At 63.1% G+C, this 25341-nt stretch carries 24 protein-coding genes and 1 pseudogene; 13 read left to right on the top strand and 12 right to left on the bottom strand.

The genetic code is table 11. From position 1 onward, the window contains the following. Positions 1–103 precede the first annotated feature (103 nt). Positions 104–1546: an IS1380 family transposase gene (locus J1M86_RS20600; protein ID WP_206511191.1), complete on the top strand. Its 1443-nt coding sequence runs from the start codon at positions 104–106 to the stop codon at positions 1544–1546. A gap of 379 nt (positions 1547–1925) precedes the next feature. Here the strand turns inward: J1M86_RS20600 and J1M86_RS20605 are convergent, their stop codons facing one another. From J1M86_RS20605 to J1M86_RS20615, 3 genes are read right to left on the bottom strand one after another with little or no spacing between them, the layout of a single operon-like run. Next, a complete protein-coding gene (locus tag J1M86_RS20605) occupies positions 1926–2381 on the bottom strand; it encodes a hypothetical protein (protein ID WP_206511192.1) in 456 nt (151 codons plus the stop codon). 54 nt (positions 2382–2435) lie between these two features. After that, positions 2436–3449 (bottom strand): GAF domain-containing protein, encoded by a 1014-nt coding sequence (locus tag J1M86_RS20610; protein ID WP_206511193.1) that lies wholly within the window; start codon positions 3447–3449, stop codon positions 2436–2438. A 47-nt stretch (positions 3450–3496) separates the two neighbouring features. Beyond that, entirely contained in the window at positions 3497–4264 is a 768-nt protein-coding gene (locus J1M86_RS20615; protein ID WP_206511194.1) for an MBL fold metallo-hydrolase, read from the bottom strand. 274 nt (positions 4265–4538) lie between these two features. Here J1M86_RS20615 and J1M86_RS20620 point away from each other — a divergent pair, with 274 nt between their 5' ends. Beyond that, positions 4539–4814, top strand: coding sequence for a hypothetical protein (locus J1M86_RS20620; RefSeq protein ID WP_206511195.1), 276 nt, complete (start codon positions 4539–4541; stop codon positions 4812–4814). A 65-nt stretch (positions 4815–4879) separates the two neighbouring features. Here J1M86_RS20620 and J1M86_RS20625 read toward each other — a convergent pair whose 3' ends face one another. Continuing rightward, the gene (locus tag J1M86_RS20625) at positions 4880–6532 is read right to left on the bottom strand and encodes a bifunctional diguanylate cyclase/phosphodiesterase (RefSeq protein WP_206511196.1); all 1653 of its coding nucleotides are present in this window, start codon (positions 6530–6532) and stop codon (positions 4880–4882) included. A gap of 185 nt (positions 6533–6717) precedes the next feature. On the opposite strand from J1M86_RS20625, the gene J1M86_RS20630 reads away from it, so the two are divergent. The 8 genes from J1M86_RS20630 to J1M86_RS26525 all read left to right on the top strand — a co-directional run bounded on the left by J1M86_RS20630 (position 6718) and on the right by J1M86_RS26525 (position 15165). Continuing rightward, a complete protein-coding gene (locus tag J1M86_RS20630; RefSeq protein ID WP_307786698.1) occupies positions 6718–7875 on the top strand; it encodes a beta-ketoacyl synthase N-terminal-like domain-containing protein in 1158 nt (385 codons plus the stop codon). 282 nt (positions 7876–8157) lie between these two features. Then, positions 8158–8370: a hypothetical protein gene (locus tag J1M86_RS20635; protein WP_206511198.1), complete on the top strand. Its 213-nt coding sequence runs from the start codon at positions 8158–8160 to the stop codon at positions 8368–8370. 294 nt (positions 8371–8664) lie between these two features. Continuing rightward, entirely contained in the window at positions 8665–10431 is a 1767-nt protein-coding gene (locus J1M86_RS20640) for a hypothetical protein (protein WP_206511199.1), read from the top strand. A 581-nt stretch (positions 10432–11012) separates the two neighbouring features. After that, complete coding sequence (locus J1M86_RS20645) at positions 11013–11381, top strand: hypothetical protein (protein WP_206511200.1); 369 nt, start codon at positions 11013–11015, stop codon at positions 11379–11381. Positions 11382–11659: 278 nt separating this feature from the next. After that, a complete protein-coding gene (locus J1M86_RS20650; protein ID WP_206511201.1) occupies positions 11660–12334 on the top strand; it encodes a Crp/Fnr family transcriptional regulator in 675 nt (224 codons plus the stop codon). Positions 12335–12681: 347 nt separating this feature from the next. Then, a complete protein-coding gene (locus J1M86_RS20655) occupies positions 12682–13194 on the top strand; it encodes an antitoxin Xre/MbcA/ParS toxin-binding domain-containing protein (protein ID WP_241260418.1) in 513 nt (170 codons plus the stop codon). Next, entirely contained in the window at positions 13195–13770 is a 576-nt protein-coding gene (locus J1M86_RS20660; protein WP_206511202.1) for an RES domain-containing protein, read from the top strand. 729 nt (positions 13771–14499) lie between these two features. Continuing rightward, positions 14500–15165, top strand: a complete 666-nt coding sequence (locus J1M86_RS26525) for an HAD family phosphatase (RefSeq protein ID WP_241260419.1) — start codon at positions 14500–14502, stop codon at positions 15163–15165. A gap of 171 nt (positions 15166–15336) precedes the next feature. On the opposite strand, the gene J1M86_RS20670 is transcribed toward J1M86_RS26525, so the two are convergent. The 4 genes from J1M86_RS20670 to J1M86_RS20685 form a co-directional block, all read right to left on the bottom strand. Then, entirely contained in the window at positions 15337–16458 is a 1122-nt protein-coding gene (locus tag J1M86_RS20670; RefSeq protein ID WP_307786699.1) for a Fis family transcriptional regulator, read from the bottom strand. Between the two features lie 337 nt (positions 16459–16795). Beyond that, the gene (locus J1M86_RS20675; protein ID WP_206511204.1) at positions 16796–17149 is read right to left on the bottom strand and encodes a helix-turn-helix transcriptional regulator; all 354 of its coding nucleotides are present in this window, start codon (positions 17147–17149) and stop codon (positions 16796–16798) included. Positions 17150–17160: 11 nt separating this feature from the next. Beyond that, on the bottom strand, positions 17161–18279 hold the full coding sequence (locus J1M86_RS20680; RefSeq protein ID WP_206511205.1) for a site-specific integrase: 1119 nt from the start codon (positions 18277–18279) through the stop codon (positions 17161–17163). A 301-nt stretch (positions 18280–18580) separates the two neighbouring features. Next, positions 18581–18943, bottom strand: coding sequence for a hypothetical protein (locus J1M86_RS20685; protein WP_143545508.1), 363 nt, complete (start codon positions 18941–18943; stop codon positions 18581–18583). A gap of 81 nt (positions 18944–19024) precedes the next feature. Here J1M86_RS20685 and J1M86_RS20690 point away from each other — a divergent pair, with 81 nt between their 5' ends. From J1M86_RS20690 to J1M86_RS20700, 3 genes are all read left to right on the top strand, one after another. Next, on the top strand, positions 19025–19456 hold the full coding sequence (locus J1M86_RS20690) for a MerR family transcriptional regulator (RefSeq protein ID WP_037161265.1): 432 nt from the start codon (positions 19025–19027) through the stop codon (positions 19454–19456). 20 nt (positions 19457–19476) lie between these two features. Continuing rightward, positions 19477–20478 carry an arsenic resistance protein gene (locus tag J1M86_RS20695; protein ID WP_052061955.1) on the top strand — a complete coding sequence of 334 codons (1002 nt, stop codon included), beginning with the start codon at positions 19477–19479 and terminating at the stop codon, positions 20476–20478. A gap of 192 nt (positions 20479–20670) precedes the next feature. Beyond that, entirely contained in the window at positions 20671–22101 is a 1431-nt protein-coding gene (locus J1M86_RS20700; RefSeq protein ID WP_206511206.1) for an ankyrin repeat domain-containing protein, read from the top strand. A gap of 63 nt (positions 22102–22164) precedes the next feature. Here J1M86_RS20700 and J1M86_RS26530 read toward each other — a convergent pair. The 4 genes and pseudogenes from J1M86_RS26530 to J1M86_RS20715 form a co-directional block, all read right to left on the bottom strand. Then, positions 22165–22332, bottom strand: a pseudogene (locus tag J1M86_RS26530) (IS3 family transposase); the annotation flags it as partial. 224 nt (positions 22333–22556) lie between these two features. Beyond that, the gene (locus J1M86_RS20705; RefSeq protein ID WP_037161263.1) at positions 22557–23798 is read right to left on the bottom strand and encodes an Nramp family divalent metal transporter; all 1242 of its coding nucleotides are present in this window, start codon (positions 23796–23798) and stop codon (positions 22557–22559) included. 98 nt (positions 23799–23896) lie between these two features. Next, positions 23897–24730 (bottom strand): cytochrome c biogenesis CcdA family protein, encoded by an 834-nt coding sequence (locus tag J1M86_RS20710; protein ID WP_037161260.1) that lies wholly within the window; start codon positions 24728–24730, stop codon positions 23897–23899. After that, positions 24727–25341, bottom strand: a complete 615-nt coding sequence (locus J1M86_RS20715; protein WP_080738296.1) for a TlpA disulfide reductase family protein — start codon at positions 25339–25341, stop codon at positions 24727–24729. Before J1M86_RS20715 ends, J1M86_RS20710 begins: the two co-directional genes overlap by 4 nt.

The raw sequence follows: 25341 nt of genomic DNA on the forward strand, positions 1-25341 counted from the left end.
AGCGACGGTCGGCCGCACGCTCTAAACACGAAATGCCCTGCCGTAGTGAGAGAATTGTTCTTGTCTAGGGAACATTTCAACCACGACGAAGGGCATCTCGCAGATGCAACTATCCCACACCCGACCCGTCGCTGCCGCATCCTTCGACGACCCCAACCTGGTATCCGCGGCCGGGTTGGTGCCGGTGATGGCGTTGGCGCAGCGATCAGGCCTGCTCACGCTCTCCGATGACCATCTGTCGGTTCCGGGCGACACGGGATCCAACGCCGGCCGCAAGATCGGATCTCTGGTCGCGGGCATGGTCGCGGGTGCGGACAGTATCTCCGACATGGCGATCCTGCAGCACGGCGCGATGCACATTCTGTTCGAGCGGCCCTACGCACCCTCGACCTTGGGATCGTTTCTGCGGCAGTTCCGGTTCGGTCACGTCCGCCAGCTCGACGCCGTCGCCTCCCGGCTACTGCTGGCACTGACAGAACGCACACCGCTGCTGGCAGGAATCGATACCGAACCGGTGATGATCGACATCGACGACTCCATCATCGAAGTCCACGGCCACAGCAAACAAGGATCCGGCTACGGTTACTCCGGCGTCCGAGGCCTGAACTCGGTGATCACCACCGTCACCACCAGCACGACCGCGCCGGTCATCACCGCCCAACGCCTCCGCAAAGGCGCCTGCGGGTCCTCCCGTGGTGCCGCACGCATGATCGCCGACACCCTCACCACCGTCGACCGACTCCGCGACGCAGTCACGAAAACCAACACAGACACCGACACCGTGGGCGCATCGCCGAAGCCGTTGTTGCGGGCGGACTCGGCGTATTTCGGCTACCCCAGCATCGGTGCCGCGCTGCGCGGCGGCGCGGATGTCTCGATCACCACCGGATTGAACTCGGTGATCAAGACCGCGATCAGCTCGATCGCAGATGACGCGTGGACACCGATCCGATACACCAACTCGATTTACGACACCGACACCCAGCAATGGATTTCGGTCGCCGAGGTAGCGGAGATTCCGTTCACCGCGTTCGCGTCGCAGAAGAAAGCCCACCACACCCCCGGCCGGCTGATCGTGCGCCGCATCCCGGACCTGCGCCCGCGCACAGACCAAGGCCAGGGCGAGTTGTTCGACGTGTGGCGCTTCCACGCGTTCTTCACCACCACCGACCGCGCCGACCTCGACACCGTCGCCGCCGACCGAACCCATCGCCGCCACGCGATCATCGAACAGGTCCATGCCGACCTGAAGAACTCCGCCCTCGCCCACATGCCGTCGGGGAAGTTCTGCGCGAACGCGGCCTGGCTGGTCTGCGCGGTGATGGCGTTCAACCTCACTCGCGCCGCCGCCACCTTGACCGGCGAACCGACACTCGCGAAGGCCACGACCGGGACCATCCGGCGCACATTGATTTCGGTGCCCGCCCGGATCGCCTACTCCGCGCGCAGACTCACCCTGCACCTACCGGAGAAGTGGGCCTGGGAAACGAGCTGGAAGGCATTGTTCGACAGCATGTTCGGGCGAAACGCCCACATTCTCCCCTAACCGAGCAGTCCGTACCCGCCCGCAACGCGAAAGACCCAGTGGAACAACCCGACCCCCGAGATCGGGCACCCGAACATGTCCACACCCGAGCCGATCCCGCACAACAATATTCACGGTCACACACTCAGCCCATCGGTGAATTCAGGTTAAGACGGGCCGTCAGTGTGCGGTGGTTTGCTGCGGGCGCTTCGGTTGACGTCGGGGTCGGTGAGGCAGTCGTCGGTACACGGCGATGACGGTGGCGACGCGCAGTTCGGCGGCGATTCTGGCGAGGCCTCTGCGTCGGGTGCGAAACGTCACGTGACAAGGCGAGCTCTATCTAATGATGGAGTTCGCTAAGACGTGCCAGACCGGAAACGAACTCGGGTGGGAATCAGCGTTAGGCTGCGTTCGACAGTAGCGAGATCGCCCTGCGCAGGTGCCGCCGTGCCGAGCGAACGTGAACGAGCGCACCTTCAGGAAAGAGCGCGTCCAAAGAACTGGGGACGTTGACGGCCGCGAACCCGAAATTGCTGTGTCGGAGGACGAGACGGTGGAGATGTCGATCGACGTTCTGCAGGACGTCGACCTCGGGAGAGACGTCGGCTGAGGGTGTGGCATCTTGTAGGTGCGCGGCGTGGCGATGTTCTGCCACTGCTACAGCGTCGCTGTGACGGGCCAGCGAGCGGTTCCACGCGTCGAGGGAGGCGTTCAATCTGGTTGTCGCCTGCGTGATTTCGTCTGACGGCTGCTCGGGTGAGCGCGCAGCGAGTTCGTCGAGGGCCGTGATGAACGAGGACAAATCTTCGGCCCCGATCGTGTTCTGGTCCATCCGCAGCACGTCGTCCAGCACCATGAGTTGTGTTCCCGGCTCTCTACTTCGGTCGAACCCGCCTGTCGGTGGGTTTGGTCAGTTCTCTCGGACAGTCATCAGGCCTTGGTTCTCGCCGTAATGCTCGAAGCCGATACGTGCGTCGATCCAGTCGCCGGTTCCGGTGAAGCGAATCGGAGTCGTGAACTCTGCATACACGGAGCGGGCCAGCACGCGCTTACGAAGGTTGGTAGCCGCTTCTCTACCCTGCTCGGTGAAGTCGGGGAGGCCGGTCAGCCATGGCGTCAGTGCGCCGATCGGCGGATTGAGCCACTGCAAGGCGATGCCTGTCGTGACGTCGATGATGGCGCGACCCATGGCGGGATGATCCTGTGCGGCGAGCTTCTTCGTCATCGCTAATGCGTAGTCGACGCGGTGGGGAACATGGTCGGTGACGTCGTGCAGGATTCCCTTTGCTTCTGGACGTCCATGCGCGTCGGGCGCGTAACCCATGCTGACGTGGATGGTGCGACCGATTCCTCGACCATCGGTCAAACAGATGTCCGCGTCGAAGAACCGACTGTCGCCACTAGGGGGTATGTCCGTCACGAGTGTTTCGACGTATTCCCCGACGTCGCTCTGCTTCGAAAAGTCGTCGTAGAACTCGAAGATCTGGTGATGGCTGGGCCGTTTCGCCTCGATCGGATTGATGGAGAGGATATTGCGGTCCACGCCCGGGCCGTGGTGGGTCAGGCAGGTTACGGGGTCGAAGGAATACGCCTCTACCGTGCGGGGCTCGCCTACTGGCTGCCCGTATTCGCCCAGCCAAACCTGTGAGCCGTAGACCCCATCAGGGCCGAGAACGGGTAGGGCCCGGATCAGTACATCCGTTCCATCAGGAAGCGCGGCACGTGCATCCTCAGCGTGTGCGCCGTTTTGGACTGAACGGACGGTCTTGAGAATCTTCTCTGTCACGGCCGAGCTGTTAAAGTTGCGGCGTCGCGTCAGTGGCTTGAACACGCGCGGCGTCCCCTCGAACACCACAGAGGGGTGGTCGTCCGAAAACGTTTCCAGCACTATCCATCCAGGCGTTCGTTCAGTCCCCCGACTCATCGATTCGTTCCCTTCCGTCTTGAGGCCAAGGTATGTGTATACCCCCTTCACAGCTTTGGCGCTATCGTGTCCTGTTCTTGGCGCAGGTCGTTGAATTGTTGAGCGTCATGCGAGCAGAAAAGGCGAATGGCGCTCCCTCTCAGGTTCATTAGAGCTCGATGATTCGCACGGACCTGCGTTCGGTCGGTCGCCATGAGCATCTCGACGGCGCGAATCGCTCTGCCTGACAGTGATGGTGACGATTCGGACGGCGGTGTCACCGCGTCGCGGTGCATGAATGCATCCCCTGCATGAACCAGCCAGTCGCGGCCGGGAACTCGCAGTGCAACTGCGGCGTGGCCGCGCGTATGGCCAGGAATCGGCAGTAGATACATTCCGTCCAGGTTGTTCAGGCTGTGACCCGATAGGCCCAAAATCTCAGCGTCACAACGGGTGTAGGTACGGGACCTTGTGATGGCGTCGATGTGGGCGCGGCGGTATCGCCCATTGCCGCCGGTGGTTCGCTGAGGCGTACGAGCCTCAGCCAGTTCCGCGCCCGTCGTGTGCAGAGTGGCGTTCGGGAAGTCGGCGAAGCCGCCGATGTGGTCATAGTCGAGGTGCGTGGCCACCACATCGGTCACATCTGTTCGCGCGAAACCGAGCTGCTCGATCTGCACGGCGGCTGTGTCTGCGGTCCGGAGCTGGGCGCCGGACAACCGGGCGCTGCGGCCGAGCCGTGGTGTGGGACTAGCAATGTCCGCACTCCCGATGCCGACGTCGACCAACACCAGGCCGTGCTCCATCTCACAGGCAAGCACATGCGTGACCAGGGTCATAGACGGCCACGGCCGAAAGGTCCCGCAGTTCAAGTGGTAAACCCGTTTGAGGGCACCGACATTCACCGAACATGCTCCGAAAAGAGAGCCCTACTGACGGTAAGCCGGGGTCGGCTTCCATCGCAACACCGAGGTCGAGTACACAAACCGCGGGAACGTGCAGGTGCACGCGCGCAGGGTCAACTTAGCAGTTGATCTTGTCCGGCGGGTAGGGCACTCTCTGTGTCGCAGATACGGTCGGGTGTCTGTCAAGCGCACTATGGGGCGGGGGCTCGTGTTCGAACAACTGCGCATCCTGATCAGTGTTGGACTGGTGGCGGCATTCGTGCTGACAGCCGGTGGGTGTGCAGTCATCGCCTACCAAATGTTGAGGGACGGGGATCCGTCGGACGCCCATTACCTCGACGACCCACAACAGGCCCCGCGTCCTTACTGGGATGGCGATAGAACCAGGTACGAGGCACGCAAGCGCCGCCGGGCGCGAGGTACGCAGAGACTGTCGACTCTGGTAGCTTCCCTGGTCGCGAAGTGGTTGCGCAGTGACAAGTAACGCCATCTCTATGCCACAGCCGGTAGCGTAGCTCGGTCGTTGCGCGATCTGCGCGACGACCGAGCTTAGGTCGTTTGATTGTAAAGCGTCTTGGATCGGTACATCTCGAGATCAGCGTCGTTGAGGACGTCCTGGGCACTGCGGGTATCTCCCGGTTCGACCACGACCAGACCGATGCTCGCGGCTACGGTGAGCGTCCGGTCGTCGACGCTGACAGGGCTGGCCAGCCGGGCGCGCAGGGCCCCGGCTTCGACGCCGGTGCCGTTGGGGACGACGGCGACGAACTCGTCCCCGCCGATCCGTCCGACGACGGAGCCTGGTGGCAGGGCATCTGCCATGCGCCGGGCGACAGAGCCGAGTACGGCGTCTCCGACGGCATGACCGTGTGAATCGTTGATGGTTTTGAAGTGATCTAGGTCGATGAACAGGACCGCCACAGCACCCGATCGGGGCCGAGACAGTTCCTCTTCGAGTCGGGCGAGGACGAATGTTCGATTGGGCAGTCCGGTCAGATGGTCATGCGTGGCGGCGTGAGCGAGCTCCCTGCCTTCTTCGTGTTGTGCCGTGATGTCGCTGAACGCGGCGACCACCGACGAGGCCTGCTCACCCGGGTCGAGCAGCGTCGCGGTCAGCGAGAGCCAGAATCGGGTCCCGTCGCGGCGGCGCTGGATACCGACCACTGCGGTAGAGGGCCTGCCCGTGCGGCGGGCGCGCACGACTGGGTGATTGTCGGGGTGCAACGGCTGATAATCGGTGCCGTAGACCCGGAACGGGAGCTGGTAAGCACGTCCGGAGACGTCGAGGCCGGCCTGTATATCAAGGATCGTTTTCGCGGCCAGGTTGGCCGACGCAATCCGCCCGGTGTGGCCGAGAACCACCACCCCTTCGTCAAGGGATTCGACAACGGCAGTGAAATGCTCTTCGGCGTGACGTAGCGCAGTTTGATCCGTGCACACCAGAACGTGGCCGCCGTCGTCCATACGGGCAGCGGACACGGTGACCGCCAGTGCAGCGCCGTCGGCGCACACGTGGGTGTCGCGGATGCGGCCACCGGCAGCGATGATCGCAGCGGGGTGACACACGACGCCGACGGCGGACGAGAGGTCTCCGCCGACCACTTCGGCAGCGGTGCGCCCGTACACCGTTTCCGCGGCGGGGTTCCAGCTCGTGATCAACCCTGCTGGAGAGACCCCGATGATGGCGTCGCTGACGTGGGTCACGAGCGCGGCCTGGTAGCGCAACGCCTCCTGCGCAGCCCTGTGCTCGGTGAGATCGCGCAGGATGACCTGAAATGCCGGACGGTCGTCCCACGATGTACGCACCGACACCGCCTCCATCGGCAGGGTGCTGCCGTCCACTGCGACCACTGTCGCTTCGGACGGCTCGCTCGCGACACCGTGACCATCATCGAGTGCGCCGATCCGGGCAAGCATCGGACCGATCGACTCGGCATGGATGAACTCGGTAATCGGATGACCGATTACTTGCTCGGCCCCTTGCGCGCGGAGATAGCGCAAGCCGGAGGGGTTGATGTAGACGATCACCCCGTGCTGGTGCACGCAGATGGCGTCCGGCGTGTACTCGACGAGCATGCGGTAGCGGTCAGCGAGGTCGGGGAACGCCACGCCTTCCTCACCGGACAAGCCCGTGCCGGCATCTGGAGTCGGGGTCGACGAGGACGCCCGCGGTGCGGGCCGGTCGTCATCCCCTGCATGCATCGTTCGAAGTCCTCGTGGTTCGCGGCTCGATTCAGTGATTGAACCACCTTCCGATCCGCTGACCTCGATGCACGTCTGGATTGCGGCTTATGCGCTGTATCAAATGGATTCATGCCCCGTTTAGGGCGTTAATTCAAGGTGTGGGTCTATTCGACGACCCTTCCCCCACCATAGATAGGACACTCGTGAACACCTCACACATCAACATCATCGGCATCGGTGCCATCTCCGGGTACGGCTGGGGAACAGCCCCACTCTGGGACGGTCTGAAGTCGGGCAAAGCCGCCGCCACCCTCCAGCACGATGTAGCGGCACCAAACCAGAATCCGGTGTGGTTGGCGAAGGTTCCCGTCGGCGGAGATTCCGCCGACGGAACCAGTAGATTCGGCCGCGCGCTGCGCGGCGCAGCACGCGAGGCCATCGAGGACGCGCTCTCCCGCGGCTGGAAACCTGGCAAGAGGGTCGGACTCGTGCACGCGGTCGTGTTGGGCGAAGTCGACGAATGGCGGAACTTCTACCTCCACGACGAAGGGCAACGGAGAGTTCGGGACTACCTCACCCTGATGCCCTCGACCCCGGTGTATTTGCTGATGCAGGAGCACGGCTTCCACGGCCCGGCGATGAACGTCGGGGCGATGTGCGCCTCGGGCAACGCCGGCCTGATCACCGCCAAGATGTGGCTCAACACCGGATTCGTCGACGACGTGGTGTTCGTGGCCACCGACCTATCCCTGACGCCCGAGAACATCGAACACTTCGTCAAGCTCGGCGTCGGGGTCGTCGACGTCGAACCTCAGGACGGATGCCGGCCGTTCCAGCAGGGCAGCCGCGGATTCGGAATGGGCGAAGCAGCAACTGCATTCGTGCTGACAGGGAACGATCGCGGCGCGTACGCAAGGGTGCTCGGAGGGTCGATGTCGCATGACGCGTTCCATGCAACATCGATCAACCCGAACCTGACGCAGGTCCGAGCGTGCTTCGACGATGCGCTGCACAATGCGGGCGTGTCGGCGAAACAGGTGCGCTACCTCAATGCCCACGGGCCAGGCACCGCTCAATGCGACGCCGCCGAAACAGCCATGCTCGAGACCGTTCTCGGCTCCCAGGCCCAGGTGTACTCGGTAAAGCCCCTGACCGGTCACTGCCAGGGCGCCGCGTCCGCGATCGAAACGGCGGCTGCGGTGCTCGGCCTCGAGCGCAACATCGTCCCGGCATCCCCGCAAGTCGCCGACGGGCATCCTCAACTGCTGGACGGCTTTACCGCCGCTGAGCACGGTCTGACCGTCAAGTCTTCCCTCGGGATGGGCGGACACAACTCAGTCGTGGTCCTCGCTCCGGTTTAGCCCTCTCTGCGGGCGTTCAGCCTGGTCTGGAGCCGTGAGTTCGACTGTATATGTGGCGACCTCGGTACAGGCCCAGGTGGCTCGCGAACCACGAGTAGCGGTGAAATGGCTGCGACAGCGGAAGCTCGATCGACCGGGCCATGTGTGGTCCGGTCGATCGACCGACTTACAACCGTGTAATTTTCTCGGGTACTTCTCGGCGTGTCACGGCCTGATGAATGTGATGCTGCATCAGGATGGATACCGGTTGGGACCGATGATGCAGATGAAGGAGGCCACGCCATGCCGATGCCCAGTAAGGGAGAGCGGAAGCCGTTGACTGTCCGAATCCCGCTAGAGCTGATCAAGACGCTCCAAGAACAGCAGAGTTCGGCAGGTGTGACGTCTCTAGGTCAGTACCTAGCCGATTTCATCGCGATCGCGAACGACCGCGAAGATCTGGCGCGTGAGCTCAATAGACGGCAAGACCAAGGGGTGTTGCCCCTGACTGCGTAGCCGTCTTGTCCCGAACTGACATTCGGGACATGTCAACTGAATCTACGCAGCACACGAAGACGACAAAAACCCCCGGCGTGCGGGCCGAGGGTTTTCGAAGTCAGAGAAGCGAGTGACTAGCTCGCAACTCGTGTTGTGTTGCACTTCCCCGAAGGGACTGTCTTGGCGGACAAGTCTCAGGGTACATCGTGCCCTGAAGTAGGTACAAGATTTAGCGCTCGTGTCGCGCACCCGGACGCGGTAGCTGACAGGCTTTGGCATCGTTTTGCGCCGGTTCTGGCGGCTCGCCGGTCGATGCGGCTCTATGATCCGACCGCGCGAAAGTACGGCTCGGCAGGGCCACTGACGACGAAGAGACCGGTGCTGCCCTCGGCGGTACCGCTGTTCTCCCGCGGCCGCGCACGCGTCGTCGCCCTCGACTTCGACAGCAAAACCCATGGTCACGAGGCCGTCATCGCCGACGTCGAGCGTGTACTGGCGTGGTTGACCGAATGCGGAGGCCGCGCCGTCGTCGACCGCTCCACCAGCGGCGGCCAGCACGTACTCATACCGCTGGCCCCGGGCAAGACCGTCACCGTCGACGACATCCGACCACTGCTGCGTCAACTCGCTGTGCGCCTGCCCACGTTGGACATCACACCGATGACCAACGACGCCACCGGCTGCATCACCATCCCCGGCTCGCCCTGCAAAGAAGGCGGGTACCGACAACTCGTCGACACCGACCCCGCCACCGCCTACGACATCCTGACCGTCGGCTCCGACGCCGGCGCCCTTTCCCGGCTCGAAGCCCTGCTCGGCGGCACCGCACGCCCGATCAGCCGGCCGGTCGACGCGCAGATCCACGCCGATGCCGTATCCGAACGCGTCATCGGAACAGCACACGACGCCCGCCTGCACCCACGGCTGTGCCGCAACACCCCGCCGCCGCGCAGCGTCACCGACTTCGCCCGCACCGGGCGCCTGGACACCACCCGCTGGCCATCACGCTCGGAAGCCCGCCAATCCGTACTCACACACGCCGTCCTCGCCGGCGCCACACCCGCCGAGATCTGCGCGCGCGCCGCCGAACCCGAATGGACCGGCCTCCGCGCCGCCTACGCCCACTACGCCGACCCCGCCCACGCGATCCGCCGCGACGCCCACCGCGCCCTCGACTGGGCCGCATCCACCCTCCCCGATCCAGTTCGGGATACCGGGCACAAGCAAAAGCACACAGGGGGCACCACCGACCCGATCTTTCGAAACTGGCTTACCCACGCACACACCTGGGTCACTGCCGAATACGCCCACCGCCGCGACCGCTGGACCACCCACACCGTCATCCAAGCTCTGGCGTGGGCAGCAGCAGTCTCAGGACAGATCATCGAAGGAGTACCCACAGTGGGCGTCGGAGGCCGCTCACTGTCGATCGCTGCCGGGATGCTCCCCGAATCGACGGTGTGGTCGGTCCTGGAACGGCTACGCGAGACCGAAGGATCACCACTGCTGCTGATCGAACGCGGCGTCGGCCAAAACCCCGACCGCTACGCACTCGTCTCCACCCCGGCAGCACGCGAAACCGCCACAGTTCCAGGGGCAATAGCGGGGGAGAAGGCGGACCATCCCGGCGAGATCGAGTCGGTACACCCGGCATGGAGCGTCATCGGGTGGCGCCACCGCATGCTCTACGACGCCGTCGATACCGCGTCTGATGCGATGACCGCCGACGAGCTGTTCGCCGCGGTCGGTATCGGACGCACCAGCGGCTACGAAGCGCTGCTCGATCTGCGGGTCGCCGGCCTGATCATCGTCGACAAGAACCATCTCATCATCGGGCCGGTCGACCTCGACGACATCGGACACCGGCACGGACTGACCACCGCGGTACGCGCCCGCATCGTGCGGCACCGCGCCGAACGCATCGTCTGGCGCGAATGGCTCGCCGCCCGCGACGACGCCCGCACACCAGCAGAACCCGACCCGGCACTGTTCACCATCGCCCACGATGACCCCGTGAGCTCGGTGGAACCGGAGTACATCGCGGCAGTACTGGACACCGGACCGCCAGACCCCGACTAAGGCGCCCACACAGGCCCCGCCCGAGGAATGGCCCAGGCGGCGGCTGAGGTTTCACTCGGGTGCTCACACTGCTCCGTCCCGGTACCGGCTATCGGCGCGCGAGCCTGGAGTCCGGGCTGCAGGAACGCCGCCGCAGAGCAAACGGCGCGCGTTCGGACGTCACTGGGCGGGCGACTCGTGGCGAGACCCAGCGGTCTTGTTCGCGCTACGGGTCGGTGCGCTTAAACGTACGACGCGGTTCCGGGCCAGTCGTTAGTTGCCGACTCAACGGCAGGGGAGCGGTCTGCGCGCCGTTTAAGGCAGCGGACGGTGTCGGTGGCCTCACGCATACTCGACAAGTATGAGGATACGAACCGTACTCGGCCCGCCGCTGCCCCACGAAATCGTTCGCGACACCGCGACCGCCCTTGTCCTGTCGAATGGGGCTTCCAGTCAACGCGATTCGACGTGCGGCAACTATACGGCCGACTGCAGCCCTGGTTCCTACGCGCGCAAGCCATGAACCCCTAGAACGCAATTCGGACGCTCGGCGTCGGCCGCGTTGCCGCGGTCGTGTCGGGGGAGTGCTCTAGTGTGCGCGTATGCGCGAGAGCAGGTCGGCACACGCGGACGGGGTATCCGAGCACGTCCTCGACGAGCTCGTCCAGAACTTGGCGGAGAAGATAGACATCCTGCTCGACCGACTCACCGACCGCGCGCTCGCCGCCCCCACCGCGGGCACAACGGCCTGGCGCAGCCAATGGCTCGACCGCGACAGCGCCACCGGCCACCAGCAGCAAGCCCACCGCCAATCCATCCGCGACGCCCTCGCCCGCCGAGCCGCGCTCACCCTCCACTCGGCGACTCCATCGTTGGCGCCGTCCGTATCCGCCGACCGTCCTTCATCGCCGCGAGCGCGTCCGCGGCGCACCGCGCGCCGCATCGAGACCGACCAGCTGTCCATCTTCTGACAAATCGGTCCAGCACGTTCACGTTGTCTCGCAGCAACGTTGGGGCGCACTGCGATGGTCGGACCTGGCCAGCACTGTATGTCGCGCAGTGAGCGGTGAGGCACCCAGATGCGGCGCGTCGTTTCGCGTACGACGCGCGAATAAGGTTGTACACCAGTAAAATAAAACAGCTATGGTTCGAATCGGAGCGATGGCATCATCTCGATGAGTCGTTCGAGGAGCAGAGACATGCGTTGCGCGGCAACCACATCGGCGCAGCAGAGTTGAGGGGAGCGTACGTGGACGAAGTCTTGCTGCGCGCCGGCATATTTCACGGAGTCGAACCGTCCGCGGTGGCCGCATTGGCAGAGCAGCTGCAGCCGGAGGCCTTTCCGAGCCGCCACCGGGTGTTCGATGAGGGAGAACCGGGCGACCGGCTGTACATCGTCACCGCCGGCAAGATCAAGCTTGGGCGCCGATCTCCGGACGGCCGCGAGAATCTACTGGCCATCGTTGGCCCGTCGGACATGTTCGGTGAGCTCGCCATCTTCGATCCGGGACCCCGCACGGCGTCGGCCACCACGATCACCGAAGTTCGCGCCGTCAGCATGGGCCGCGACGCGCTGATGACGTGGATCGAGAAGCGTCCCGAGATCGCCGAGCAGTTGCTGCGCGTCCTCGCCCGACGGTTGCGCCGCACCAACGATAACCTCGCTGGCCTCATCTTCACAGACGTCCCGGGACGTGTCGCCAAGGCCCTGTTGCAGCTCGCGCAGCGTTTCGGCACGCAGGAAGCCGGCGCGCTGCGCGTCACGCATGACCTGTCACAGGAAGAGATCGCCCAGCTGGTCGGGGCATCGCGGGAAACCGTGAACAAGGCACTCGCCGACTTCGCTCATCGCGGATGGCTCCGAGTAGAAGGCAAAACCGTGCTGATCGCAGACCCCGAACGTCTCGCCCGTCGGGCTCGTTGAGCGATCCGGGCGGTGCGCCGCCGTTGTCTAGATGAGATGGACGTGAGCCGCCGGGGATGATCGACGAGGCGCCTTGCCCACGAGCAGTTCGTCTCCGCGCTCAGCGGTGCGTGTGCGCTGCACGGAACCGGCCACTCGGGGTCCCTAGCGGCGAGTATGGGAGAAAGCCCATAGTCGCCCCTAACGGGCGATACATCGGGACTTGCCGCGTAGTAGCAGAAGGTAACCGGCGGCATGTGGATACTTGTGTCAGGTGTGGAACCCGGCGAGTCGCGCGAACTTACGCCGACAACAGGTTGACGAATACCGGAAAAGCGCCCAACCAGAAAGTTGGGTATACTCGAGCCATGGCTAGAGCATCGAAGGCGGTCGGTCATTCCGCTACCAGCAGCGCCGTGACGGGGGCGGAGGTCCCCATGCGACGTGGGCTCCGCAAGGCGGCCGCAGAACCTGGTGTTCGGCGGCACAAGCAGGGGGCTGGATCATCGACATCGCCTGCCGGACGGAAGCCTCGATCAACCGCTGCCGACGATCCGCTATCCGGCAGTCGGGTTCGCTATCTTGTGGATGCGTTCGGTGGGCGGGCACTTGCCGCCTTCGTGGGCGTTAGTGCGTCACAACCCACCCGGTGGGCGACTGGGGAGGAACGCCCGGGGCCGTTGGCGGCGCCTCTTCTGATCGACCTCGAGCATGTACTGGCCAAGGCGCGGCTCGTGTGGGGAGAAGATGCAGCTCAGCGTTGGTTCGTCAGCTCGAACGCATATCTGGGGGGAGCGCGTCCGATGGATGCGCTTCGTATGCAGGGCCCGGCGGTCGTCTTGAATGCCCTTGATGGTGAAACATGGGGCGGGGCAGCCTGAGTGCTGGTCTACCGCGTGTTTCCCTACCTGGCCGCGGCGCGAGAGGGGCAACCAGGGCATCCGCTGTACGAGCACACACCGCAGCGCGGTGGGCGTGTCGACCACCCCGATTACTACGTCTGGTACGTCTCGCGCAACGCTGAGGCTGCATGTGGCGAAGTGTTCGGCAACCTCGGTGAATGGGATGAGAGCATGTTCGACTTCCCGTTGGTACCGGGCGCTCGGCGTGCGTTGGGTACGTACTCGTTGCCGGATGATCTCCGTGTCCTGGACCTCGACGACCCACGACAGTTGATGAGACTGAGCCTTCGGCCGACCCAGATCGTGGCCAGGAACCTGCCGGTCACCCAAGCGTGGGGCCATCGAATTTGGGACGAACGGCAAGTCGACGACCCGAACGAACGTGTGTGGGATGCCGTTCAGTGGTGGTCGTATCACCGTCCGACGTGGAACGTGATAGCGAGTTGGCGTCGACCGTCCTTGGTTGACGTTGCTGCATTGTCGGTCGAGCACCCAGCTGTAAAGGAAGCAGGAGCGGCTCTGATCAGACCCATGATCCGTACGGCTCGTACATGAACCGTGAGGGCTCGCAGTCATGCACGCCCTGGTTGCGTGTTCAAAAAGGCTCTCGCAGAATGCCTTTGGGTGCAAAGATTCTGCGGTGCCGCGGCATAGTCACGGGTAACGACTCGTCGGCGCCAGCCAACTGTGTGGTCATGCACGCGGATGCGATCCGTCAGCCTGCTGGCGCGCCTGTTTCAGGACGGCGTTCACTCGACACGTACCGGCCAGCCAACAAAGCCTCCCGGCGGGTAGTCCTGATTTCCCCTGAATCCTTATCGCCCCGACTGTTTCGTCACACGTGACGAAACAGCCGGGGGCTCAATACAACTGATTCTGTGGGATCCCGTTCAAAACGGTCGCCTCTGATTACCGCCGGCGGATAGAGGCGCACGCGGATCCCCGGCAGTCGGATCACTGGCGGGCTACACCGGCGTAGGTATACGCCAGTCGGATACGAATCCCAGGCGACCCGCCGTAACTCGGAGTGGAACCACATCGGCGCTCACCAGGACGTACCGCCCAGGCGTAAGGCGCCGTCGAATGACCGCCGAGGCACGGCGGCTGTTGTCTGGTTCCGGCTGCGTTTCGTCACCCGTGACGAAACTGATTTTAACTGGTAACGAGACGTGTTGAAGTGAGACGAGTAGATCCCACGCAGCCATTGGTTGCTGATGGCGGCCAGTGGCTAGGTTTCGTGTGTGGACGGCCGACGCCGAGACCGTTTGTTCTACACTCGGGGGCATGGGGGAGTTGCCGTTGCAGGTGAGTGCGATCGTCTTCGATTGCGATGGGCTCCTGCTCGATACGGAGACATGCTGGTCGCGCGCAGAAGCGTCATTGTTCGCCGATTATGGGTATGGGTTTGGGCCTGCGGAGAAGGATCTCCTGATCGGGCGAACGCTAGAGGTTGCGTGTGCGAACATGGCCGACTACATAGGGCGCCCAGGTTCTGGCCCCGAGCTGCAGGCAGCCCTTTTGCCACGGGTAGAGCAGGAGCTTGCTGCCGGAGTCGAACCTATGCCCGGCGCCGTCGAGCTTTTGAAACTTCTGGCCGGCCGGGTGCCGCTCGGTGTGGCGACCAACAGTCAGCGGGGCATGCTCGATGCGGCGCTCGCCGCAGCATCGATTGCCAACTTTTTCGCGGTCTCTGTGGCCGCCGACGAGGTCGCCCACCCTAAGCCGAACCCGGAACTCTACCTCCGTGCGTTCGAGCAGCTGTCGGCCTCACCGCGCACCGGTGTCGCACTCGAGGACTCGTCGACGGGCGTCGCAGCAGCGCGAAACGCCGGCGCTTACTTGATTACCGTTCCATCTCAGCAAGGAAAGAACCTCGACGGGGACCTCGTTGCTTCCACACTCGATGACCCTCGGATCGTCGAGTGGGCGCTGACCGTCCACGTAATCTGACCGCGCAGTTTATTTCTCCCTGCGTAGAGCCGGTCGCCGTTTATCGTTACCCTGCATCCGAAGTCGTCAACGCGGACGTTTCGTATGATCGGCGACGCGAACGTCCTCCAGAGTTCCTATTTGGTTGACGTTCGGATCATCAGGGCACAGCTGGTCACTCATTTGCGCTCCCTAGTCTTTCGATCCGTCTTTTCTCGCAGCGATGTACTGGGCGTAGCTGGCCGATGACGCCATAGCGTGGCGTTCGATGGTTGCGGTGGAGTAGCCCAGGGTCTCGGCGATGATGGCCACGGGTGCGAGTTTGGTGAGTTCGTGCAGGGTGCCCAGGCGGGCGGCGCGGGTGCTGAAGAGGTCGCGGAGCTGGTTTCTGAGGCTGGCGGCGTGGATGTGGCGGCCGGGGGTGTTGCCGCGAAAGACCCAGTTGCTGTTGGGGTGTGCTGCGGTGAGGTCGTGGGTGGGGGAGGTATGGAGTTGTCGGAAAGGTTCGTCGAGGGGTTCCGGTAGCGCGATCGCTGTGTCGCCGAGTTGGATGGTGACGAGTTCGTCGGTGACTGTCACCTGGTTCCAGGTCAGTGTGACGACGCGTTCGATCTGTTGGCCGAAGACGATGACCAGTATCGCGGCGGCACGATCACGAGGGTTGAGATTGCCGGTCCTTGTCACGCGTTGAACAACGTCTGTTTGCCCGTCAGCGTCCATTGTGGGGCTGGTTCCGCGGCGGTGCGGGGTCATGGTGAGGGTGGGATCGACGAGCTTGGTCGTGATGGCCCACCGGAGGAATCGACTGGCGATCTCGTTGGTGGTGGTCCCAGAGGCTTGCCAGGTGTCGAGATGGTGCTGCTGTAGATCGGCGAGTTCGACGTCGCGTTCAGTCAGGTAGTTGACGAATTCGATTGCCACGGTGAGTGTTTGCTTGGCACGGAGAAATGTGCCGGGCGACACCGAGTCCATGCTGTGCATCCTGCGCAGGTGGTACCAGCGGATGTATCTGCGGATGATCTCTCGATGCTGTGGTGTTGCGACTCTGGTGAGCGCGTCGTTGGACCATTGTTGGTAGCGGATGAGCGCTTCATCTCGGCGTGGGAGCGCTGAGTGTTCGACGAGTAGGCCGCGTACGTATTCGAGTGTGCGTGACGGTGGGAGCTGATCCAGAGTCTCATGGGTGATGGTCGGCGCGGTCGCTAGATCGGTCAGGAACGTCGTGACGTGCTTCTGCTGAATCCAGGTCAGGCCGCTGTTGGCGCGCTTCATGGACTTCAAAGCTGTTGCTATAGCTTCGAGTTCGGTTGCCATGACGCCTGATTCAGGGTTAGTCAGGAGTCGGTCGACAGTTGCGCCGAGTGTGCAACCAAAGCATCGGCCGCCGCTGTAGAGCTCGTCTTCGTTCCCGCAGACTCTGCAGTCAACGTTGAGCTGCACGCCGGAGCAGCGCCGGCACGCTGGTTGGTCGTCAATGCGCCCGGGTAGGACGCCGTCGTGGCCGCAGGCGCATACGCCGCGGGTTCGTTTGGCCTTTTGGTAGCAGTAGCCGCAGATCCCGCCGTCGGGCCACGTGGCGGCGATCTGGTGATGTTCGCCGCAGCGTTGGCATGGGTGGGGCCATTTCGTGGGGTCGCCGAGTTTGCGGGGTCTAGCCATCGTCGCCGGGTGGGATCAGGCGTATGCGGCGAGCGATGGGGTTGCCGGGTGTGACTCCGATGTCTCCGGGTTGGCGCGGTGCATCTGCGGTGGCCGCGGCGCGCATTTCAACGAAAGGTTCAAACAGGTCGTTGGGACTGCAGTCCAAGATGTCGCAGAGTGCGGCGAAGGTGCGCGCTGGTATCCGCTCGGGTGTTCCGGTGACCAATCGGTGGACTTGGGCGTTCGAGAGATTGATGCCGCGGGACTTCAATAATGGGACGAGTTCAGTTGTCTTCCAGAGGTTTCGCTGGGCCATCTGCTGGCGCAGGTTCCACTTGTAGCCGATCCGGCGTTGTTCACTCATGTGCAGTCACCCTATTGGTTTTCGTCACCCGTGACGATTCGCCGTGCAATCATCTGTTGCACCGTCTTTTGTTTGAAGTCCGCTGAGACCGATGTGTAGAGAGCGGTCGTTGAGGAGTAGCTGTGGCCGACTTGTTGTTGGACGAACAGTGGGTCGTAGCCGGCCTCGATGAGGTGGGTGACGTAGGAATGCCGCAGGGCATGCATCGACAGCTCTGGCGGCAGACCTGCCGATTGCCGAACACGTTGAAACGAACGGTCAAAGTTTCGGATGCCGGCCGCGTCGGCACGTTCAGATGGCCAGAGCAACCTCGATCGATCAGCCGTGCTGAAGCGTTCCCGGCCTTCGGGCGAGATCCAGAACTTGAGCAGGTCGACGACCCAGTCGAACTCGGGAACCGTTAGGACGGTCCGCCGGCGTGGGCCGGATCCTTTGGTGCCCTTGGCCCAGCGGACTTGGCAGGCTCCGTACGGGCCGTAGGTCGGCACGTGCGGGTTCGGTCCGAAGTCAACGTATTCGAGCATGGCAAGCTCGCGTCGGCGCAGTCCGTAGGCGTAGCAGACCTTGAAGGCGATGGAATCTCGCAGGGCCGGCAGCCAGCTCTTGGAGGCCTTGGAGAACTCATAGTCGACCAAGTCGTCGGCAGCGTCGAAGAAGGTCTGCAGCTCGGGCTTGGTGTAGCTGCGTCGATGTGGTGGTACCGCATCATCGGTGGTGTGCCGGGGCGAGTTCCACTCGAACACCACCTGGCTGGGAACGTTCTGAAACACTCTCTCGCTGAACGTAACCCAGCCGTACCGCGGATCGGTCAGATAGCTACAAAACGCACGGATGGCATTCGAATTCGCCCTCAGCGTCGACAGCGCAAGCTGCTTCTCGCCACTGCGGCGATCGGCAAAATACTCATCGACATGGTGCGCCGACCAGGTCCACGGGTACTCGTTGCTGTGTTCCTGGAACCGTGTCACGACGCTGCACGACGACTTGATAAATGCGATGGTCAAACCCCGGGCAAGTAGTTGCGAGCGCCAGCCATCGAGCATCGCTTCGAACACGCGGTCCTCGGCGCGAAGTAGACCGACATCACCATCAGCGAGGAACGCTGGAACACCGCCTGGAACGATCTCCATAGCCGTACTGTACGCGAAAAACTCGCATTAGATGAGAGAAACCGATGCCGACCTGCGAGGGTCTGCCGGTAGTGACACAGACGCCGCGGTCGGTGCCCGGATAACATCGTGCGCTCAACGTGCGGAGATACGCGAAAGACACAGTGAGACGAGTACTTTCATCTGTTTGAACTCGTCCTACTTTATTGCCGATAAGCTAGATTATGTCAGTAGTTTGGTTATTCGCTCTGCGCGATCCCGGTCCTCACAGAGATGACCAGGTGGGGCACTCGCTACCGGTCACGTCGAGCACTGTTGATGCTCACGCCGAGCCGAACAAGTCCGTCACCACTTCTCGGTCGTGGCCAGGGGCTCGAACAGTCATCGTCGTTGCCGTCGCAGCCGTGGTGAGATCGAACGAGAAGAACGAGCAGCACGCGAGCTCGGAGGCTATGGCGCCGTTGAGTAGCTCGACGAACGCGGGTCCGGGAGGAAATGCGAACTCGATACCGTCGTCGATCGGGTGACTAGCGGTGGCGTGATCGAGGATCGAGGCCCATACCTCGATCCTGTGCGGTTGATCCGCCGCGGCGAGAGTGCAGGCCGGCGGCGCCCGCATCACGCGCCCCGGCGCGGCGATCGGGCTGACAGCGTGACCAGTCGATGTCGACGTCTCAGGAAGCATGGACACCACGCTAGGGCCTGCACCTGGGTGGAAGGTCAAGCATTTGACCTTCCACTCGACTCGAAGGTTTATCCTCAACGCATGTCCGATCTGCGCATTTCACAGCTGTCGTCGGTGACTGGAGTGCCGGCGACCACGCTCCGGTTCTACGAAAGCGAGGGCTTACTCCCAGCCGAGCGGACGCCCAACGGATATCGCGTCTACGACGACCGCGCACAGCAACGACTATCGTTCATCACCGCCGCCAAAAGCCTGAATCTGTCGCTGCCGGAGATCAAGCTGCTTCTGCGGGTCTGGGAGAAGGACTCGTGCGCCGCGGTCAAGGCCGAACTCGCCCCTGCGATCGAGTCTCATATCGCGCATGCGAACGAGTCGATCTCACAGTTGACCGCTCTACGAGACAGTTTGACCGACGCACTGACCCGTCTCGGGGACACACCCGATGCGTCGACACCGTGCAACCCGGACTGCACCTGGCTGATCTCGACGAACCCTGCAGCAGGCACCGCGTGAACGATTCGAGCGCTACCGCGGTGGTGGCATGGCTGGAGAAGCACCAGATTCCGCTCTACCTGCTCGCGCTGCTGGTCGGTGCCGTCACCGGGTTGAGTGCACCGTCGTCGGCGCACACGTTCGAGACTGCCATCAACCCGGTGCTGATCGTGTTGCTCTACGCGACATTTCTCGCAGTTCCGTTCTCCGCCATCGGTGCATCGCTGCGCGACGGACGCTTCCTCGTCACCGTGGTGGTACTCAACTTCGTTCTCGTGCCGATCGTCGTGTTCGCGCTCACTCGGTTCGTAACCGGCAATCAGGCGGTCCTGGTTGGGGTGCTGCTGGTGCTGTTGGCGCCGTGCATCGATTACGTCATCGTCTTCAGCGGGCTGGCCGGGGCCGCATCGGAAAGACTCCTCGCAAGCGCGCCGCTGTTGATGCTGCTGCAGATCCTGTTTCTTCCGCTCTACCTCTGGTTGTTCGTCGGATCCGAGCTGGTGGAGATCATCGACATCGCACCCTTCGTCGAAGCGTTCGTACTACTGATCGTCGCTCCGTTGATGCTGGCAGCGCTGACCCAAGCGCTCGCTCGCCGACACCGAATCGGGACCCAGGCAATGGATCTCATGGCTTCGGTGATGGTTCCAGTCATGATGGCCACCCTCGCCGTTGTCGTTGCGTCGCAGATCGACGCGGTCCGCACCGAAGGAGCCAAGCTGGTCGGGGTGGTGCCGATCTTCGCTGCGTTCCTGATCATCATGGCAGTCGTCGGACTGGCGACCGCCCGGGTGACTCGTCAAGATGTTCCAGCCACGCGGGCGTTGATCTTTTTCGGTGCCACCCGCAATTCGTTGGTCGTCCTGCCTCTCGCACTCGCGCTCCCACCGGCCCTGTCTCTCGCAGCGGTCGTCGTGGTGACACAGACATTGGTGGAACTGATCGGGATGGTCGCCTACGTCCGGCTCGTTCCCCGCCTCGCCCCGAGCAGTGCACGCTACGGCAACGCTCACAGCGGCCACCGCACGATCACCGACCCATGATTAGATCGCGCAGGTTCGGGGTCGTTTCAATTGCGACAAACGCAATTGCAGTGAGTGTTCACTATGCAGTGCAGCGGATCGAAACGCTCTAGGCTGAATCCAAAAGACCCTCCGCACGAAACACAAGATACGCATGCTGAACGAGGGAACCCGTCACCAACCGGGGCACCCGCTGTGTCAGGAGTTCGAACAATGACCGAATCACCGCGCGATGGCGCGACCGACCAGCTGGCAACTGCGTTGACTGTTGCTTTGGCTGCACGTACACGCGATGCCTTCACCGCCCTGCTGACCGACGATGTGAGGTGGGGCGGAGAACTTCGCGGCGCGGGACACGAATGCACCGACCGGACACAAGTAGGTGACCACTACGCCGGACTGCTCGACAGTGGGCTCACCCTTCGTGTCAGCAACATCGAACCAATTGACACCGCCCTGGACAACGTCCTCACAGTCCGTGTAGAGGTTTCCCGGCTCGATCACGACGACGCGCCGCCGGAGATGACAGTCCGAGTCACGCTACGGGACGGGTTGATCGCCGACATCTGCATTCTCGACGGGCCACCGGTCATCGAGGTGCTCTACGTCAAGGGATGCCCACACCACGAACAACTGCTGCCACACCTGCGCAATCTGCTCGAGCGAGACCACATCACCGCGACCGTGGCGCTCAACGAGATCACCACCGACGAACAAGCTCGAACCAACAGGTTCCTCGGCTCACCAACGGTGCGAGTCAACGGAAGCGACGTCGCGGCTACGCCTCTATCGCAACCGGGTTCGGTGGACACGGCCGATCGATTCGGCGTGCAATGCCGCCTCTATCAGACATCGACCGGTACCAGAGGTGTCCCCGACGACCAGTGGATCCTCGACGCGTTGATCGACAATCCCATGCATGAGGCCGCCATCGCCGCGATTCGAGTAGGCGATGTCACGACACTCCGACGGCTGCTGGCAGCAACGCCCGAACTCGCCGCTCTCCGTTTGCCTCGGCACGAGGGGCGCACCCTCATGCACGTGGCCACCGACTGGCCGGGCCATTTTCCGAACGTCGCTGAAACCATCACCGTCCTTGCCTCGGCCGGAGCAGATCCCAACTCCCCCAGTCTGGGCGAGCACTCGGAAACGCCGCTGCACTGGGCGGCAAGTAGCAACGATGTCGAAGCTATAGATGCGTTGCTGAACGTAGGCGCAGATATCGAGGCAAAGGGCGCGGTCATTGCAGGCGGGACACCTCTGGCAGATGCGACAGCGTTCGGGCAATGGGATGCCGCGCGTCGACTCGTCGCGCACGGAGCTTCAGTCAATTTGTTCGAAGCAGCTGCTCTCGGCCTCGAGAGTGAAGTCGAACGACTCCTGGAATCGGAGTTGACCACCCACGAGAGCGTCACCAGTAGTTTCTGGGGCGCATGCCATGGAGGTCATGTCTCCACCGCCACAGTCCTACTGGACCATGGCGCCGACATCAACTGGATCGGATACGACGGACTGACACCCTTCGCTGCCGCCGAACGATCAGAGTGCCACGAGGTTACGCGATGGCTCGAACAGCGTGTCGCTGATTCGACACCCACCAATCTCCACTCAGGGGCCACCCACGAAGAATCAGACCGGGAGTGAACTACAGCGCAGGTCAACCTCGCCAACACCGATACTGAGGCATCCTGGATCTGATGGAGACCCCTAGTTCCCAGCCACTTCGCGGTTGGAGGTGGCGGTCGAGCATTTGCCGTCGGTACTCGTTGTCGTAGTCGACGGGTTGAGGTAGGCGATCGAGGAGTGCAGGCGGCTGGTGTTGAACCAATGCATGCACCCACGATGCGGTTCCCGTTCGACTTCGGAGCGAAAAGTAGCGACCAACAGCGTCCCCCTGTAGTCGTCAAGGCTACGAGTGCGGTACGCGTTTCACCTGTTACAGCGCGGGTGGCCGCGCATCTTGGATCTTTTCTTTCACTGTCCCCGATGGTCGCCGGGTGGCGGGCACCGACGACCATCGGATGAGTTTCGGGTTGGGGCCGGGGCTCGCCCATTTCAGCGCCGATCGGAATTGCGCCGCGCCGCCAGCGGTAGCTACGTCAGAATACGGTGAGGTAGATCAGCGCAATGTTGAGCGCGACAACGATTCCCGCGATGAGCCATGCCGCGTACGCCGTGATTCGGTGATTGGCATCGCTGCCCATCAACATGCGGTCGGAGGTGAACCGCACCAATGGAATGAGGGCGAACGGAATACCGAAGGACAGCACGACTTGTGAGACGACGAGTGCGCGACTGGGGTCGACCCCAGCGGCGAGGATCGCCAGTGCCGGAATCAGGGTCACGAGCCGTCGCACCATGATCGGGATGCGCTTGCGCAGTAGGCCATCCATGATCATCGCACCGGCGTACGCCCCGACCGATGTCGACGCCAAACCGGAGGCAAGCAGTCCCACCGCGAACAACAGTGCTACGACCGGCCCTAGAGTGTCCCCTACTGCGGCGTGGGCTCCTTCGATGGAATCGACGCCCTCGCGGCCCCCCAGCGTCGACGCTGCCAACAGCAGCATCGACATGTTCACCGCACCGGCGAGCAGCATCGCCAACCCGACATCGACGCGGGTGATCCGCAGCAACCGCCGACGGACAGGCCCTGCTTCGGGGTGACCGTGACGATCACGTGCGAGGCCGGAGTGCAGGTACACCGCGTGCGGCATGATCGTCGCACCGAGCATCGCGGCTGCGATCAATACGCTTTCGGCGCCGTCGAATCGGGGAACCAACCCGGCTGCCGCTTCGGTGAACGATGGCGGTTCGACGACAACGCTGGCCAAGAACCCCACGGCGATGACACCGAGCAGCCCCAGGATCACGAACTCGAACGGACGCTGACCCCGGCGGTCCTGTACCAGCAACAGCAACATCGATACCGCTCCGGTGATGAGACCCCCGAGCAGAAGCGGTAGGTCGAAAAGTAAGTACAGGGCGATAGCACCACCGACCACCTCGGCGAGATCGGTTGCCATGGCTACGACTTCGGCCTGCCCCCAGTACGCCAGCCGCACAGGCTTGCTCGACTTCTCCCGGACAACCTCCGGGAGGGTCATGCCGGTGACGATGCCGAGTTTGGCGGACAGGAACTGCACGAGGCCGGCCATGACGTTCGCCGCGACGATCACCCAGACCAGTAGATATCCGAATTGTGCGCCTGCACTGACGTTGGAGGCGACATTGCCGGGATCGACATAGGCGATCGCGGCGACGAACGCCGGACCGAGCAGGACGAATCCCGCTCGGAACCTCGACGGCGCCCGGGGAGATCGGCGTTGAAGCACAGCCATGACATCACACCCAACGCAGACGGGATTACAGGACCCTGAAAATATAGTTCGGCAACCCGAACTTCGCAACGCGTGTGCAGATCAGGGCGGTGCCCACCTCAGATGGGCAATACAACCGCAGTCACGAATTCGTTGCGTATCCAGGCGATGAACAACCCCCATACGCCTGTCAGCAGCGCTACCCCGACTGCGATCATGACGACACCGCCCGCAACCTTGATCCGCTGGGAGTTCCTCCGAAGCCACCCCACACCACGCATCGCCGAACTCGAGCCGAACGCAAGGATGACGAACGGCAGACCGAGTCCCAGGCAGTACGCGACGATGAGAGTGACCCCGCGGGCTGCGGTAGCACCCTCGGTTCCTGCCGCCACGGACAGCACCCCAGCGAGGGTAGGCCCCAGGCACGGCGTCCAGCCGAGCGCGAACACCCCACCGAGCAGCGGGGCTCCTGCGAGGGAGGAGATGCGTTGGGGTGCGAACCGGATGTCGCGTTGCAGGGCGGGTATCAATCCGATGAATGCCGCACCCATGATGATCGTGATGACACCGCCGATGCGTTGTAGTACTTGCTCGTTGATTCGCAGCGTGCCGATGACCCCGAAGACCGAGGCTGTGGCGAGGACGAAGACGATGGTGAACCCGGCGACGAACAACGACGCGGCGCCGGCCACGCGCCAGCGACTCGCCAGGCTCGTCGACGACCCTCTGGTGTTCGAGGTGCCGGGTGAGTGGGCATCGGCTGATCGAGCATCGGCGCCTGCGATGCCCGCGAGGTAGGACAGGTATCCCGGCACCAAAGGCACAACGCACGGTGAGGCGAACGAGACCAGCCCTGCGAGCATGCAGGCAGCGAGTGCGAATACCAGGGGGCCGCTCGACGCCGCATTCTGGAACGCCGACCCGATGTCTTGGGCGAAGAGGGTCGTCATTCGGCAGCTATCCGCTCGACGACCGGGAGCAGGTCTTCTGTGAGAAGTGCGCGCATGAAGACTGCCGCTACCCGGTGTGTGCGATCGAGTACCAGCGTCGAGGGAATCACGCTGGTCGGATAGTTCCCGCCGAGGGCGATGAGCGTCCGCATCGAGGGGTCGTAGATCGAGGGGTAGGAGACGTTGTTGTCGATCACGAAGTCCTGCGCTTTGTCCTTCTGCGGATCTCGAACGTTGATTCCGAGGAACTGCACACCACGCTCGCGGGTGGATTCGTAGACCTCTTCGAGGTCGTCGGCTTCGCCGCGGCAGGGCCCGCACCATTGGCCCCAGAGGTTGATCACCACTACGTCACCGACGTAGTCCGACAGTGCGGTGGTCTTGCCTTCCTCCATCAGATCGGGTCCTGCGAGTACGCCTATGGTTCCTCGTGTTTCGGGTGGATCGTAGAAGATGTCCGTTTGGCCGCCGGGTGCTACGAAGTCGAAGCTACCTCCCGATGACACTGCGCCGGCGCCGGCCGAGCATCCGGAGATCAGTAGCACGACGGCAAGAATCGATGCCGTTGCTGCAGCGGGCTTGCTGCCCTTCTGGCGTGCATCAACCCGCAT

This window comes from Rhodococcus sp. KRD197 (assembly GCF_017168235.1).
Taxonomy (GTDB): domain Bacteria; phylum Actinomycetota; class Actinomycetes; order Mycobacteriales; family Mycobacteriaceae; genus Rhodococcoides.